This window comes from Streptomyces cacaoi, assembly GCF_006539165.1.
In the GTDB taxonomy this organism is placed as follows: Bacteria; Actinomycetota; Actinomycetes; order Streptomycetales; family Streptomycetaceae; genus Streptomyces; species Streptomyces cacaoi.
This window is the reverse complement of sequence record NZ_BJMM01000003.1, coordinates 16,059-30,546: the sequence shown is the minus strand read 5'-3', so window position 1 is coordinate 30,546 and position 14,488 is coordinate 16,059. Positions and strand designations below refer to the sequence as shown.

The window sequence follows — 14,488 nt, the reverse complement described above, 5'->3', positions numbered from 1 at the left end:
GCCGTCCCGGCCTCCGTGACACCGAACACCCCCGGGAGAACCGTGACTTCACACTCCGCAGGACCCCGACGGCCCGGCGCCTCCGCACTGGCCGCGCTGGGCCTCGCCGCACCGCCCGAACATCCCGACGACGCCTCCCCGTACACCTTTCCCGACGGCGGCACCTGGCGCACCGAAGTGCCCTCCTGCGAGGGCCCGGAGGCGCTCGCCACCGTGCTGGAGACCGCCCGGGCGCTCGATGTCCCCATCCACCGGATCAGTCAGGGCAGCGGCGTCTGGATGCTGACCGACGCCGAGATCAGCGAGATGGTGGCGGCCTGCGCGGCACACGACATCGAGCTGTGCCTGTTCACCGGGCCCCGCGGCACCTGGGACATCGGCGCCGCCACCCGCACCGACAGCGGCGGGGGCGGGGCACGCGCCCGCGGGCACGACGCCGTCGCCGCATGCGTCGAGGACGCGCAGCGCGCCACCGCGCTCGGTGTCCGCTGCCTCCTCGTCGCCGACGAGGGCGTCCTGTGGCTGCTGCACCGGCTGCGTGCCGCCGGCGAACTGCCCGCCGACACCACGCTCAAGGTCTCCGCGCTCATCGGCCCCGTGAACCCCGTCGCCTACGGCATCCACGAGCGGCTCGGCGCCGACTCCCTCAACATCCCCTCCGATCTGACGCTCCAGCACCTGACGGAGATCCGCCGGTTCAGCCGCGCGCCCATGGACCTCTATCTGGAGGCGCCCGACGACCTCGGCGGCTATGTGCGGATGTACGAAGCGGCCGAGCTGATCCGGCGCGGCGCGCCCCTGTATCTGAAGTTCGGCCTGAGCAAGGCCCCGGGGATCTACCCCTACGGCGCCCATCTGCGCGCCCTCGCCCTGGACTCCGCGCGCGAGCGGGTGCGCCGGGGCCGGCTCGCCCTCGATCTGCTCGCCCGGCTGGGCGCGGACGGCGGCATGTCTCCGCCCGGCTCCCGCCTCCCGGGCCCGCTCCAGCGCTTTCCCCTGCCCGAGAGGAGCTGACCATGCACACCCGCACACCGGATCCCGTGCGGCCCCGGCGGTACGGCACGCCGGATCCCCGACGCCGCCGCAGAGGCGTCGCGGCGCTGACCGCCGCCGCGCTGCTCGTCGTCTCGCTCGCCGCCTGTGGCCAGGAGGCCAAGGGCGGCAGCCGGTACCGGCCGGACAAGGGCAAGGGCGGCACCGTCGGCCTCGCGATGCCCACCAAGTCCTCCGAGCGCTGGATAGCCGACGGCAAGAACATGGCCCGGCAGTTCGAGAAGGCGGGCTACGAGGCCGACCTCCAGTTCGGCGACGACAAGGTGGAGAACCAGGTCGCCCAGGTGGAGAACATGATCGCCAAGGGGCACCGGCTGCTCGTCATCGCCGCCATCGACGGCTCGGCCCTCACCGATGTGCTCCGGCGGGCCAAGGACGCCGGCATCCCCGTCATCTCCTACGACCGGCTCATCCTCGGCACCGAGAACGTCGACTACTACGCCTCCTTCGACAACGAGCGGGTCGGCCGCCTCCAGGGCCAGTACCTGGTGGACAAGCTGCGGCTCAAGGAGAAGAAGGACGAGACGTTCGACATCGAGCTGTTCGCCGGCTCCCCGGACGACAACAACACCCGGTACTTCTGGAACGGCGCCATGAAGGTGCTGCGCCCGTACTTCAAGAGCGGACAGCTCCGCGTCCGCTCGCACCAGACGAAGATGAACCAGGCCACCACGCTGCGCTGGGACGGAGGCACGGCGCAGAAGCGGATGGACGACCTGATCAGCAAGAACTACGGCTCCGAGGACGTCGACGCGGTGCTCTCCCCGTACGACGGGATCTCCATCGGCATCATCTCCGCGCTCAAGAGCGCCGGCTACGGCACCAAGGCCAAGCCCTACCCCGTGGTGACCGGGCAGGACGCCGAGCTGGCCTCCGTCAAGTCGATCCTGGCCGGGAACCAGACGCAGACCGTCTACAAGGACACCCGCAAACTCGCCCGGCAGGCCGTGCAGATGGGCGACGCCGTGCTCACCGGGAAGAAGCCCGAGGTCAACGACACGAAGACCTACGACAACGGCAAGAAGGTCGTCCCCTCCTATCTGCTGGACCCGGTGAGCATCGACAAGTCCAACGTCCAGCGGCTCGTCGAGGACGGCTACTACAAGGCAGGGCAGCTCACATGACGGCCCCGGTCCTCCAGATGCGGTCGATCACCAAGACCTTCCCCGGGGTCACGGCGCTGAGCGGCGTCGATCTGACGGTGCGCGCCGGTGAGGTGCACGCCGTGTGCGGCGAGAACGGCGCCGGCAAGTCCACCTTGATGAAGGTGCTCAGCGGGGTGCATCCGCACGGCAGTTACTCCGGGGAGATCCTCTTCGGGGGCGAGCCGGCCGCGTTCCGGGACATCCGGGCCAGCGAGCAGCAGGGCATCGTCATCATCCACCAGGAGCTGGCGCTGATCCCGCAGCTCTCGCTGGCCGAGAACATCTTCCTCGGCAACGAGAACGCCCGGCGCGGGATCATCGGCTGGAGCACGACCCTGCGCCGCGCCGCCGCACTGCTGCGCCGGGTCGGTGTGCCGGACAAGCCGCAGACCCGGATCGCCGATGTCGGCGTCGGCAAGCAGCAGTTGGTGGAGATCGCCAAGGCGCTGTCGAAGGAGGTGCGGCTGCTCATCCTGGACGAGCCGACGGCCGCGCTGAACGACGAGGACAGCGACAAGCTGCTCGACCTCATCCTGGAGCTGCGCGACCAGGGCATCGCCTGCATCCTCATCTCGCACAAGCTGAACGAGATCCGCAAGGTCGCCGACCGGGTGACGATCCTGCGGGACGGCCGGACCATCGAGACGCTCACGGTGCGCGAGGCGCCAGGCGATCCCGCGGACGTCTCCGAGGACCGGATCATCCGCGGCATGGTCGGCCGCGACCTCGACCACCGCTTCCCCGAACGCTCCCGCTACGAGGGCGAGGACGCGGGACGCACCGCGCTGTCGGTCTCCGGCTGGACGGTGCGCCACCCGGTCGACCCGCAGCGCAGGGTCGTCGACGGCGTCTCGCTGGAGGTGCGCAGGGGCGAGATCGTCGGCGTCGCCGGGCTGATGGGCGCCGGGCGCACCGAGTTGGCGATGAGCGTCTTCGGCCGCTCCTACGGCCAGTACGAGCGCGGCACGCTGCACATCGACGGCCGCGAGGTGCGGGCCCGAACGGTGCCGGAGGCCGTCGCGCACGGCCTCGCCTATGTCACCGAGGACCGCAAGACCTACGGCCTCAACCTCATCGACACCATCAACCGCAACATCTCCCTGGCGTCCCTGCCGAAGCTCACCCGGCGCGGCGTGGTGGACGAACACCAGGAGCGCCGGGTCGCTGAGGGCTACCGGGACTCGATGAACATCAAGGCACCGACGGTCTTCGAGCAGGTCCAGCGGCTGTCCGGCGGCAACCAGCAGAAGGTCGTCCTCAGCAAGTGGATCCACGCCGACCCCGAGGTGCTGATCCTCGACGAGCCCACGCGCGGCATCGACGTCTCGGCCAAGTACGAGATCTACACGGTCATCGACCAACTGGCCGCGCGCGGCAAGGCGGTGCTGTTCATCTCCTCCGAACTGCCCGAGCTGCTCGGGATGTGCGACCGGATCTACACGATGGCCGCCGGCCGGCTGACCGGCGAGGTGCCCCGCGCGGAGGCCACCCAGGAGGTGCTCATGCGCCGCATGACCCAGGACGACGACTCATGACCCAGGACAGAGGCTGAGGTCCCACATGACCACCACCACGACCACCCCCACCGGCACTCCCCCGGACGGCGGCCCCGGACGGCGGTCCGCCGGCGCGGCGCTGCTGAACAGCCTGCGCACCAACATGCGCCAGTACGGCATGCTGATCGCGCTGGTCTTCATCGTCGTGCTGTTCCAGATATGGACCGACGGCACGCTGCTGCTGCCGAACAACGTCTCCAACCTGATCCAGCAGAACGGCTACATCCTCATCCTGGCCATGGGCATGATGCTGGTCATCATCGCCGGGCACATCGATCTGTCCGTCGGCTCCCTGGTCGGCTTCGTCGGTGCCCTCTCGGCCGTGATGATGGTCAAACACGATGTGCCCTGGGTGCTCGCGCTGATCGTCTCGCTGCTGATCGGCGCGGCGGCCGGCGCCTGGCAGGGCTTCTGGGTCGCCTATATCGGCATCCCCTCGTTCATCGTGACCCTGGCGGGGATGCTGCTCTTCCGCGGCGCGACCCAGATCGTGCTGGAGGGCCAGTCGATCGCGCCGTTCCCCAAGGGCTTCCAGAACATCGCCCAGGGCTTCCTCCCCGAGATGGGCCCGTACACCCAGTACCACAACCCGACGCTGGTCATCGGGCTGCTGCTGATCGTCGCGCTGCTGTGGAAGGAGTGGCGCGACCGGCGGGCCCAGCTCGCCTACGAACTGGAGGTGCTGCCGCTCGGGCTGTGGCTCCTCAAGTGCGTGGCGATCGTGGCCGCGCTGGTGGCCTTCACCCTGACCCTGGCGAGCTTCCGGGGCGTGCCGGTGGTGCTGCTGCTGATGTGCGTGCTGCTGATCGGGCTGGGCTTCGTGATGCGCAACGCGGTCATCGGGCGGCACATCTACGCGCTGGGCGGCAACAAGGCGGCGGCCAAGCTGTCCGGCGTCAAGGACCAGCGGGTGACGTTCCTCGTCTTCGTCAACATGGGCCTGCTCGCGGCGCTGGCGGGCTGTGTCTACGCGGCACGGCTGAACGCGGCGACGCCGAACGCGGGCACCATGTTCGAACTGGAGGCGATCGCGGCCTCGTTCATCGGCGGCGCCTCGATGAGCGGCGGCGTGGGCACCGTGATGGGCGCCGTGATCGGCGGCCTGGTGCTGGGCGTGCTCAACAACGGGATGTCGCTGGTGGGCATCGGCACCGACTACCAGCAGGTCATCAAGGGGCTCGTGCTGCTGGCGGCGGTGGGCTTCGACGTGTGGAACAAACGCAGGACGGGCTCGTAGCCCACGGTGTCCCCGCGCGTCCGGCCGGACGCGCGGGGACCCGACCTGCCGCGGTCCCGGCCCGCGAGGGCGCGCGGACTCAGCCCGCGAACGGGGTGGGCGGCAGCCCGCGGCCCGCGTCCGGCAGGACGAGCAGCGACCCGGCGAGCGGATACCGATCGGGGTCGGTTCCGGTACGCGCGGTCGTGATGTAGAGGTCGCGCAGCCCCGGGCCGCCGAACGCGCAGGACGTCGGCCGGGGCACCGGCAGCGGCACGGTGCGCTCCAGCCGCCCCTCGGGGGTGTAGCGGCGCAGTGCGAAGCCGTCCCACAGGGCGACCCACACACAGCCCTCCGCGTCGACGGTCAGCCCGTCGGGGCTGCCGGCGCCGGGCTCCACCTCGGCCAGCGGCCGCCGGTCGAGCACCCGCGCACCACGGCAGGTCAGCACATCGATCCGGCGTGTGGGGGTGTCCACGTAGTACATCCGGCCGCCGTCCGGGCTCCAGCCCGTGCCGTTGCTGACGGCCACGTCGTCCAGCACGGTGGCGACCGACCCGTCCGCGCCGACCCGGATCAGCTCGCCCCCGCCGGCGGCCTCGTCGTAGCGCATGCTGCCGGCCCACAGCGCACCGTCCGGTGCGACCGCCGCGTCGTTGCCGCGCCGCCCGGGGACGGGCGCGCGGTGCAGCCAGGAGAAGCGCCCCTCGGTGTCGTAACGGCCCACGCCGTCCCGCAGGTTGACGACGAGGCCGCCGGCGGCGCGCGGATGGGCGGCGCCGACGTGCTGCTCGGTGGCCAGCACCGTGCGCACCCCGCTGTCCGGCGCGTAGGTGTGGACGCGTGAGCCGAGGATGTCCACCCACACCAGCCGCTCGCGGGCGGCGTCCCACACCGGTCCCTCGCCGAGTTCCGCCCGGGCGGCGACCGCGACCCGCACCCGGCCCTGCCGCGCCGGGGCGCTCACCGCTGCCTCCGGCTGCCGAGCCTGCGGGACAGCTCCGCCGCGCCGCTCAGCGCCAGCCCGGACAGCTCGGCCCGGCGCTCCTCGCTCCAGCGCACCATGGGCACGGAGATGCTGAGTGCCGCGACGACGGTGTCCTGCGCGTCCCGCACCGGCGCCGCCACACAGGCGACATCGGGGTTGGACTCGCGTTCCTCGACCGCCGTCCCGCGCTCCCGGATCGCGGCCAGCTCGCGGTGGAGCGCCGCCGGGTCGGTGACGGACTGCCCGGTGAGCGCCGTCAGTTCGGCGTCCGCCGGGATCCGCTCCTGCCGCACCCCGTCCGGCAGACAGGCCAGCAGCATCTTGCCGACGGCGGTGCAGTGCGCGGGAAGCCGGCGTCCGGCCGCCGACACCATCCGGACGGCCTGGGTGCTGTCGACCTTGGCGACGTAGATCACGTCGGTGCCCTCCAGCAGGGCCACATGCACCGTCTCCTCGCAGTCGGCGGCGACCCGCCGGGCGACGTCCTGCCCCTCGGCCGCCAGATCGAGCTGCTCGGCGTACCGGCTGCCCAGCTGGTAGGCGCGCACGCCCAGCCGGTAGCGACCCGGCTGGTCCGGCAGCGGTGTGAGGTAGTTGCGTGCGACGAGCGTCGTCACCAGCTCGTGCGCGGTCGTCCGCGGGAGTCCGAGCCTGCGGGTGATCTCCGGCGCCGACCAGGTGTCGGGCCCGTCGAGGAACAGTTCCAGTACGTCCAGTGCCCGGGTGACCGCCGGCACGAGGCGCCCCATCCGCCCCTCCCTCTCTCGGGGTTGCGCGTCGCGCGTCCACGCGCCTCCGCGTCTCCGCTCAGAAGTTCGGTATCCCGAACTCTGCTCGGAATACCGGACGTTCACTCTAGGCGCGGCGCCCGCAGGGGGCAACGCCGGGAACGGGACGACAGCACAGGGACGGCACATCCGGACAGCACCTCGGAATCCATCCGTCCTGGCAGGCCCTGGCAGGCCCGGACAGGCCCGGACAGGCATGGCGCGGGACCCCGGGCGACGGCACCCACCGCCACAGGACGGGCCCGGCCCGCGCGGCGAAGGCACTCGGCGCGGCGTCACACGGCAAAGGCGCTCCGGCACCGCGTCGTACGGCTCACACCGAGCCGCCGGACACCCCCAGCCGCTCGGCGAGGGCGCCGCAGTCCACGCCGGCCCGGTGCAGCACCTCGGCACCCCGGCACTCCTCGTCGGCGACGATGCCCGCGAACAGATCGATGCCCTCGGCCCGCTCGGCACCCCGGCGGGCGGCGCGCCGGACGCCGAGATCCAGCGCTGCGGTGGCGCTCGGCGACCACCCGGGCAGCCCCTCGGGCTGCTCGCTCAGCGCGGGCACGGCCCCGGAGTCCTCGACACTGCTCTGCCAGCGCAGCCCGTAGCCGATGCTGCGCTGCACGAGATACCCCAGCAGCCGGCCGACCTGCGGGCTGCCCCCGTCCAGCAGCTCCCAGACCTCGCGGTCCGCCTCCAGGATGCTGTGCAGCAGATGCGCCGTGTCGATCTGCCGGTCACCGTCGCGGGCCGCACGGCGACGCGCGGTGGCGACCATGGTCGCGAGAGCATCGCTGACCTGGTCCTCGACCGCGGCGCCGGCTGATTCGCTGGACGGTGTAGAGCTGTGCACCCAACCACCACATCACATGCACAGCCGCGGGTTCATCCGCACCCCGTGGCATATGCCGATCCGCCAGGAGTTGCGCACAGAGGTCCCACCTCTCCTCCCTGAGAAGGAGAGACGGGCCCACTCTGCTCCGGAACGGGCACGGCACACAGCGGCGGCGGGCGGCACGGAGGGCGCGGAGGCCCCGTACGACACGGGCGGCGCGGAGCGCGTGGAGAGCGCGGAGGGCACCGTCGAGCACGGGAAGAGAGGGGGCCGGGGCGGACAGCCCGACCCCGCCGGCCACCGCACGGCTCACTCCTCCTCGGCCAGGATCAGATATAGCTTCTTGCGCGCGTCGTTGACGACCGTGAGCGCCTTCTCCCGCTGCTCGTCCGTCCCGGCCGCCCACACCTGCTGGAACGCCGCGGCCAGCCCGCCGGCCGCCGCCCGCGCCTCCTGCACGGACTCGCGCTCGGCACCACCGCGCCCGGCGGCGTCCTCCCAGGGCGCCTCGGGACCGGCCTCGGCCTCGGTGCGCCCGCTCCCGGTGAGCGAGAACCGCTTCTTGCCGCCCTCGGACTCGCTCGTGATCAGCCCCTCGTCCTCCAGGAGCTGGAGAGTGGGGTAGACGGAGCCGGGGCTGGGCTTCCAGACGCCGCCGCTGCGCTCGGCGATCTCCTGGATCATCTCGTAGCCGTGCATGGGACCGTCCTTGAGCAGGGCGAGGATCGAGGCCCGCACATCGCCCCGGCGGGCCCGGCCGCGCGGCCCCCCGCGCCCGCGCCCCCGGCCGCCGAAGGGCGGACCCGCGCCGAACTGCGGGCCGAACGGGCCGGGCCCGCCGAAGGGCGAGCGCCCCCTGCCGGGCCCGTACTCGGGACCGGCCCCGGGGGCGAACCCCCTGCCGGGCCCACGGCCGTGACCGCCGCGCGCCGGGCCGCCGCGGCCTTCGTGACCGCCCCAGCGGAAGCGGGGCGTCGTCTCGTGTGTGTATGCGTAGGGATGCATCGCGATCTCCTCTCATTGCATCGTCGACTCATCGCGATGCCTCAACGATATATCGGAAGCTATCGAGCGACAAGCCCCGCTCCCCCACCCCTTCTCCGCCCCGGCGTTTCCGCCCGCTGGACGTGGTTACCCCGGAAGCCGGACAAAACCGGCAACCGGGAAGGCCGTCACCATGACCGAGAGCCCGCGCCCCGAAGGGAGCCACCCCCCGGCGGAGGGACCGGCAGGGGGAGCAGCAGCGGAGGGAGAACCGGCGCGTCGACCGGCGCACGGGCCCGCGGCGCGGGAACCGGCGGCACAGGGACCGGCCGAGGAATCGGCGAAGGAGTCGGCGAAGAGCGAGCCCGCGCGGGACACGGCGAAGGACCGGCCGGCGTCCGAGGAGCGCCCGCCGAAGACTCCGACGCAGCTGCCGAAGACCTCATGGCGCGAGGCGCTCAAGCGCACCGGGAAGAAGTACAAGCACGACAACCTCGGCGACTGGGCGGCGGCGCTCACGTACTACGGAGTGCTCTCGATCTTCCCGGCGCTGATCGCCCTGCTGTCGATCCTCGGGCTCCTCGGCCGGTCCACCACCGACTCGCTGCTGAAGAACGTGGGCAGCCTCGCCCCCGGCGCGGCGCGCGACATCCTGGAGACGATGGTCCATCAGCTCCAGAGCAGCGGCGGACGGGCGAGCATCGGGCTGATCGTCGGCATCCTGGTCGCCCTGTGGTCGGCCTCCGGCTACGTCGCGGCCTTCATGCGGGCCGGCAACGCCGTCCACGACATCGGCGAGGGCCGCCCGGTGTGGAAGACGCTGCCCACCCGGTTCGGCATCACCGTCGTCGTGGTCGTCCTGCTGGCCTGCATCGCCGTCGGCGTCGTCTTCACCGGACCGCTGGCCCGGCGGACGGGCTCGCTGATCGGTCTCGGCGACACCGCGATACTGGTGTGGAACATCGCCAAGTGGCCGGTCATGGTGCTGCTGTTCAGCCTCATCCTGGCGCTGCTGTACTGGGCCGCGCCCAACGTCCGGCGCGGCTTCCGCTGGGTGACGCCCGGCAGCCTGCTCGCCGTGGTCATCTGGCTCGTCGCCTCGGCCCTGTTCGCGGTCTACGTGGCCAACTTCAGCAGCTACAACAAGACCTACGGCAGCTTCGCGGGGATCATCATCTTCCTGGTGTGGCTGTGGATCTCCAACATCGCCGTGCTGCTCGGGCTGGCGCTCAACGCGGAGCTGGACCGCGCACGCGCGATCCGGCACGGCCACCCACCGGACAAGGAGCCGTACGCGGAACCCCGCGACACCCGCAAACTCTGAACCCCGCTCGCGGAACGGGTCCGCGGCCGGCCGGACAGTCCACGCACGGGCCGGTGCCGTGCTCCTCGCCCCCGCACGAGGGGACGTCGTCGAGTACGCGCTCCAGGTGCGGGAGCCGACCGGACCTCGGGGCTCCGCCCGCACCGGCCGGGTGCGCGTCGGGCAGCACGGCGGCGCACGGCCCGGGTCACGGCGTGGGCAGCCAGTCGACCTTCCCCGCGAGCAGCGCGTAGCCGATGAACGCGACGATGTCGATCAGCGCGTGCGCCACCACCAGCGGCCCCACCCGGCCCCAACGCCGGTACAGCAGGCCGAAGATGAGCCCCATCGCGAGGTTCCCGACGAAGCCGCCGATCCCCTGGTACAGGTGGTAGGAGCCGCGCAGCACGGCGCTCGCGGCCACCGCGCCCCACGGCCCCCACCCCAGCTGGTGCAGCCGCCGCAGCACATAGCCGACGACGATCACCTCTTCCAGCACCGCGTTCTGCACGGCGGAGAGGACCAGCACCGGGTACTTCCACCACACCTCCGGCAGCGACTCCGGCTCCACGGTGAGGTTGAACCCGCTCGCCTGCGCGGCGAGATACAGCCCGATGCCGCAGGCTCCGATGGCGGCGGCCACCGCGGCGCCCAGGCCCAGGTCGAAGCCCGGCCGCCGCCGGTCGAACCCCAGCCGGCGCAGCCCGCCCGCGCCCTCCCGGGTGAGCAGATGGGCGACGAGCGCGACCGGCACCAGCGCCGTCGCGATGCCGAACAGCTGCCAGGCCAGGTCCAGCCACGGACGCCCGGGCGCCTGCGAGGAGTTGAGCTGAGCCGCCTGGTCCGAGAGCCCGCCGGGCCGCGTCAGAGCCCCGACGAAACTGATGACCGACGAGACGGCGCTGGCTCCCAGCGACAGCGCCAGCACGAGCAGCAGCTCGGTACGGAGAACAGCCGGGCGCGGCACCTCGCCGGGCGGGGCCGGGGAGGGCGGAATGTTGTCAGGCGCCTGTGCGCGCAAGGGGACCTCCGGTCGCGAACGTCGTTGCCACTTCCTGCTCTCCCCTCGGGCCGCCCCGGCCGCCCGGCCCCACGCCGCGGCGCCGGCTCCAGTTCAGCAATCCGGCCTCATCGCCTCCGCCGTCACGCTAGGGTCGCCGAAAACCAGTACGAGGACCGCGCGACCGATCCGGGGGAGGAGCGCCGCCTCGGCGTGCCGCACCCTCGGCGCCGCCGCCCGGAAGGCTTCGAGGAGAGGCGTTCACGCCATGCCACGTCACAGCTTGCCCGACGGCTCCGGTTCCGCCGGCACGCGGGGTGCCCGTCCGACGTCCGGGCGGCGCCCGCGACGCGGGCAGGGCTCCCGTCGGCGCACCGTCGTCCTCGCCACCGCGTTCGTCGTGGCGCTCGGTGCCGGCACCGCCGTGGCAGCCCGCACCGGTGTCCTGCCGTTCACCGACGGCTGCGAGGACTCCGTCGGGCTGCGGATCGCCGCCTCCCCCGACATCGCGCCCGCGCTGCGCAGCCTGGCCGCGCACGCCCGCGAGGAGAAGACGACGTCCGACGGCCGCTGTCTGGACGTCCGGGTGAGCGAGCGCACCGGCGCCGAGGTGGCCGACAGCCTGCGGCGCGGCTCGGTGGGCGCCTCGGCCGACTACGACGTCTGGCTGCCGGACTCGCGGGTCTGGGTGGACCGCGTGACCTCCTCGGGCCGCGCGCCGCGGCTGGAGACCCTCGGCGATGTGGCGGGATCGCCGCTGGCGCTGGCCGTCGTCCCGTCGGCGGCCGGGAAGATGGGCTGGCCCGACAAGCGGTACTCGTGGTCGTCGATCGCCGGCGCGGCGACCGGCGAGGGCGATCTGCGGGTCGGCAGCGCCGATCCGGCCCGCAGCGCCACCGGGCTGCTCGCGCTCACGCGGATGCACAGCGCGGCCGTCGAGAAGGGCGGCGGGAAGTCCGAGACGCAGGCGGCGGCCGCGGCCAAACAGCTGGCCGAGCGGACCGCGCCCGGCGACTCCCAGGTGCTGGCCACCCTGCCGCGCGACGACTCCGGCGCGGAGCTGGGCAATCCACAGCGCAACCAGGCCCTCATCGTCTCCGAACAGGCCGCGTACGCCCACAACAAGGCCGCGGGCGACGCACCGGGACTGCGGCTGTTCTACCCGAAGGAGGACGCGACGGCCCTCGACTACCCGTTGACGCTGGTCGACAGCGACAAGCTGAGCACCGAGAAGAGCCGCGCCGCCCTGCGCTTCCAGACCCTCCTGGGCGACGACACGGGCCTGCGGACGCTCGCCCGGCACGGCTTCCGCAAGCCCGGCGGCAAGGCCGACGCCCGGCTCGCCCGCGCCGCCGGCGCCCGTTCACCCCAGCCCTGGAAGGCCACCCCGGGCGATCCGCCCTCCACCCGCAACGTCCGCGCCACGCTGGGCATGTGGACCATCACCGTGCAGAGCGCGCGCTTCCTGCTGGTCGTCGACGCCTCGGCGTCGATGGCGCAGCCCGTGCCGGGCCGGCCGGGCCAGTCCCGTATGGACGTCACCAAGGCGTCGCTGATCCAGGGGCTGTCCCAGTTCACCCCGCAGGACGAGGTGGGCCTGTGGGAGTTCGCCACCCGGCTCGACGGCGGCAAGGACCACCGCGAGCTGGTGCCGCTGGGCCGGCTCGGCGACCGCGTCGAGGGCGGCGGCACCCAGCGCGACGAACTCACCTCCGCCTTCGGCCGGATGGAGCCCATACCGGGCGGCGCGACGGGCCTGTACGACACGGCGCTCGCCGCCTACAAGAAGGTCCGCTCCTCCTACGCCTCCGGGAAGTTCAACGCCGTGGTGCTGCTCACCGACGGCTCCAACGAGGACCCGGGCAGCATCTCGCGCGACGAGCTGGCCCTCGGCCTGAAGGAGCAGAGCGAGGGCAAGCCGCCGCTGCCGCTGATCACCGTCGCGGTGGGCCCGGACGCCGACGAGAAGGCCGCCGAGGAGATCGCCGAGGCCACCGGCGGCTCGTCGCACCAGGTCGACGATCCGTCCCAGATCCACGAGGTCATCCTCAAGGCCATCATGGAGGCGGGGAGCCGCGGTTGAGCCCCGCGCGGTCCGGCGGTTCAGGGCCCCGGCGTCCAGGTGTGCACCGGCGCGCCCTCGTCGGCGCGCTCCACATATCCGCGGGTGACGGCCGCCAGCGCCTTGCCCCGGTCCAGCCCGCTCTCCCGCGCCCGGTGGTACGCCGCGACCTGCCACGAGGCGCCGTTGACGTGCCGCCGGCACCGCTCCTCGATGACGGACAGGCAGCGGTCGCGGTCGCTGGGCTCCACGCCCCAGGCGTCGAGCCCGGCCGCGGCGAGCGGCAGCAACTCCTCGCGCACCAGCCGCACGGCCGGCACCCGCGCCCGGCCCTGGCCGCGCCCGGTACGGGGCCACCACAGCTCGGCGTCGATGCCGTACCGGCACGCCGCGTCGAAGTTGCGTGCCGCGTCCGTGAACGGCATCCGGCTCCACACGGGCCGCGGCTCGTCCGCCAGCGCCCGCACGAGCCCGTAGTAGAAGGCGGTGTTGGCCAGCACGTCGGCGACGGTCGGTCCGGCGGGCAGCACCCGGTTCTCCACCCGCAGGTGCGGAACGCCGTCCATGACGCCGTAGACGGGGCGGTTCCAGCGGTACACCGTGCCGTTGTGCAGGGCGAGTTCGCCCAGCGCCGGGGTGCCGCCGGCGGCCAGCGTGTCCAGCGGGTCCTCGTCCTCGCAGATGGGCAGCAGGGCGGGGAAGTAGCGCAGGTTCTCCTCGAACAGGTCGTAGGCCGAGTCGATCCACCGCTCACCGAACCAGGTGCGCGGCCGTACTCCCTGGGCGCTCAGCTCCGGCGGACGGGTGTCGGTGGCCTGGAGGAACAGCGGGACCCGCGACTCGCGCCACAGCTCGTGCCCGAACAGGAAGGGCGAGTTGGCGCCCATCGCGATCTGCACGGCGCTCACCGCCTGCGCGGCGTTCCACACGTCGGCGAACCGCCCGGGCGTCACCTGGAGGTGCAGCTGGACCGAGGTGCAGGCGGCCTCGGGCGCGATGGACTCCGAGGTGCACACCAGATGTTCGGCGCCCTCGATGTCGAGGCGTACCTCTTCCCCGCGCGAGGCCATGATCTGGTCGTTGAGCAGGGTGTAGCGGTCGGCGACGGTCAGATTGGCCGAGGTGAGGTCGTCGGCCGTGAGGGTGGGCAGAATCCCGGTCATCACGATGCGCGCGTTCACCTCGCGGGCCTGCCGGTCGGCGTACGCGAGCCCGGTGCGGAGTTCCTCGGCGAGTTGGTCCAGCACTCTCCCGGAGAGCGCGTGCGGCACGATATTCACTTCGAGGTTGAACTGCCCCAACTCGGTCTGGAAATCCCGGCTCGCGATCTGTTCGAGGACCCGGGTATTCGTCATCATCGGCTGTCCGCCGGCGTCGGCGAGATTCAGTTCTATCTCCAGCCCCATGAGATTGCGCGGCCGGTCGAACCGCCTCCCGTCCAACAACAGCCGGAGCGCGCGCAGACATGCGCGCAGCTTCTCCCGGTACCGCCGCCGGTCGGCCAGGTCGAACCTGTCGGCCACGACCTTCTCTCCCATGGAGGGTCCTCCCCTGTCGCCCCTGTTGTTCG

The 14,488-nt window shown here is 72.4% G+C and carries 12 protein-coding genes; 6 read left to right on the top strand and 6 right to left on the bottom strand.

What is annotated here, in order from left to right:
- The first annotated feature begins 42 nt into the window (after window positions 1–42).
- The 4 genes from SCA03_RS03415 to mmsB are packed head-to-tail and all read left to right on the top strand — an operon-like array spanning window position 43 to window position 4,991.
- Window positions 43–1,014: a hypothetical protein gene (locus SCA03_RS03415; protein WP_030884394.1), complete on the top strand. Its 972-nt coding sequence runs from the start codon at window positions 43–45 to the stop codon at window positions 1,012–1,014.
- Window positions 1,015–1,016: 2 nt separating this feature from the next.
- Window positions 1,017–2,177 carry a multiple monosaccharide ABC transporter substrate-binding protein gene (gene chvE, locus SCA03_RS03410; RefSeq protein ID WP_086814788.1) on the top strand — a complete coding sequence of 387 codons (1,161 nt, stop codon included), beginning with the start codon at window positions 1,017–1,019 and terminating at the stop codon, window positions 2,175–2,177.
- Entirely contained in the window at window positions 2,174–3,733 is a 1,560-nt protein-coding gene (gene mmsA, locus SCA03_RS03405; RefSeq protein ID WP_030884387.1) for a multiple monosaccharide ABC transporter ATP-binding protein, read from the top strand. The genes chvE and mmsA overlap by 4 nt, the downstream gene beginning before the upstream one ends.
- A gap of 25 nt (window positions 3,734–3,758) precedes the next feature.
- Window positions 3,759–4,991, top strand: a complete 1,233-nt coding sequence (gene mmsB, locus SCA03_RS03400) for a multiple monosaccharide ABC transporter permease (RefSeq protein ID WP_030884382.1) — start codon at window positions 3,759–3,761, stop codon at window positions 4,989–4,991.
- A gap of 79 nt (window positions 4,992–5,070) precedes the next feature.
- On the opposite strand, the gene SCA03_RS03395 is transcribed toward mmsB, so the two are convergent.
- The 4 genes from SCA03_RS03395 to SCA03_RS03380 all read right to left on the bottom strand — a co-directional run bounded on the left by SCA03_RS03395 (window position 5,071) and on the right by SCA03_RS03380 (window position 8,574).
- On the bottom strand, window positions 5,071–5,937 hold the full coding sequence (locus tag SCA03_RS03395; protein ID WP_086814789.1) for an SMP-30/gluconolactonase/LRE family protein: 867 nt from the start codon (window positions 5,935–5,937) through the stop codon (window positions 5,071–5,073).
- The gene (locus SCA03_RS03390; RefSeq protein WP_086814790.1) at window positions 5,934–6,707 is read right to left on the bottom strand and encodes an IclR family transcriptional regulator; all 774 of its coding nucleotides are present in this window, start codon (window positions 6,705–6,707) and stop codon (window positions 5,934–5,936) included. Before SCA03_RS03390 ends, SCA03_RS03395 begins: the two co-directional genes overlap by 4 nt.
- Window positions 6,708–7,059: 352 nt before the next feature.
- Window positions 7,060–7,587, bottom strand: coding sequence for a Clp protease N-terminal domain-containing protein (locus tag SCA03_RS03385; RefSeq protein WP_030884373.1), 528 nt, complete (start codon window positions 7,585–7,587; stop codon window positions 7,060–7,062).
- Between the two features lie 291 nt (window positions 7,588–7,878).
- Window positions 7,879–8,574, bottom strand: a complete 696-nt coding sequence (locus tag SCA03_RS03380; protein WP_086814791.1) for a PadR family transcriptional regulator — start codon at window positions 8,572–8,574, stop codon at window positions 7,879–7,881.
- A gap of 172 nt (window positions 8,575–8,746) precedes the next feature.
- Here SCA03_RS03380 and SCA03_RS03375 point away from each other — a divergent pair, with 172 nt between their 5' ends.
- Entirely contained in the window at window positions 8,747–9,877 is a 1,131-nt protein-coding gene (locus tag SCA03_RS03375; RefSeq protein WP_051845882.1) for a YihY/virulence factor BrkB family protein, read from the top strand.
- Between the two features lie 187 nt (window positions 9,878–10,064).
- Here the strand turns inward: SCA03_RS03375 and SCA03_RS03370 are convergent, their stop codons facing one another.
- Window positions 10,065–10,877: a CPBP family intramembrane glutamic endopeptidase gene (locus SCA03_RS03370; RefSeq protein ID WP_170298026.1), complete on the bottom strand. Its 813-nt coding sequence runs from the start codon at window positions 10,875–10,877 to the stop codon at window positions 10,065–10,067.
- Between the two features lie 247 nt (window positions 10,878–11,124).
- Between SCA03_RS03370 and SCA03_RS03365 the strand changes: the two genes are divergently transcribed.
- Window positions 11,125–12,939: a substrate-binding and VWA domain-containing protein gene (locus tag SCA03_RS03365; protein ID WP_030884360.1), complete on the top strand. Its 1,815-nt coding sequence runs from the start codon at window positions 11,125–11,127 to the stop codon at window positions 12,937–12,939.
- A gap of 20 nt (window positions 12,940–12,959) precedes the next feature.
- On the opposite strand, the gene SCA03_RS03360 is transcribed toward SCA03_RS03365, so the two are convergent.
- On the bottom strand, window positions 12,960–14,456 hold the full coding sequence (locus SCA03_RS03360) for a glutamate-cysteine ligase family protein (protein ID WP_030884356.1): 1,497 nt from the start codon (window positions 14,454–14,456) through the stop codon (window positions 12,960–12,962).
- Window positions 14,457–14,488 lie beyond the last annotated feature (32 nt).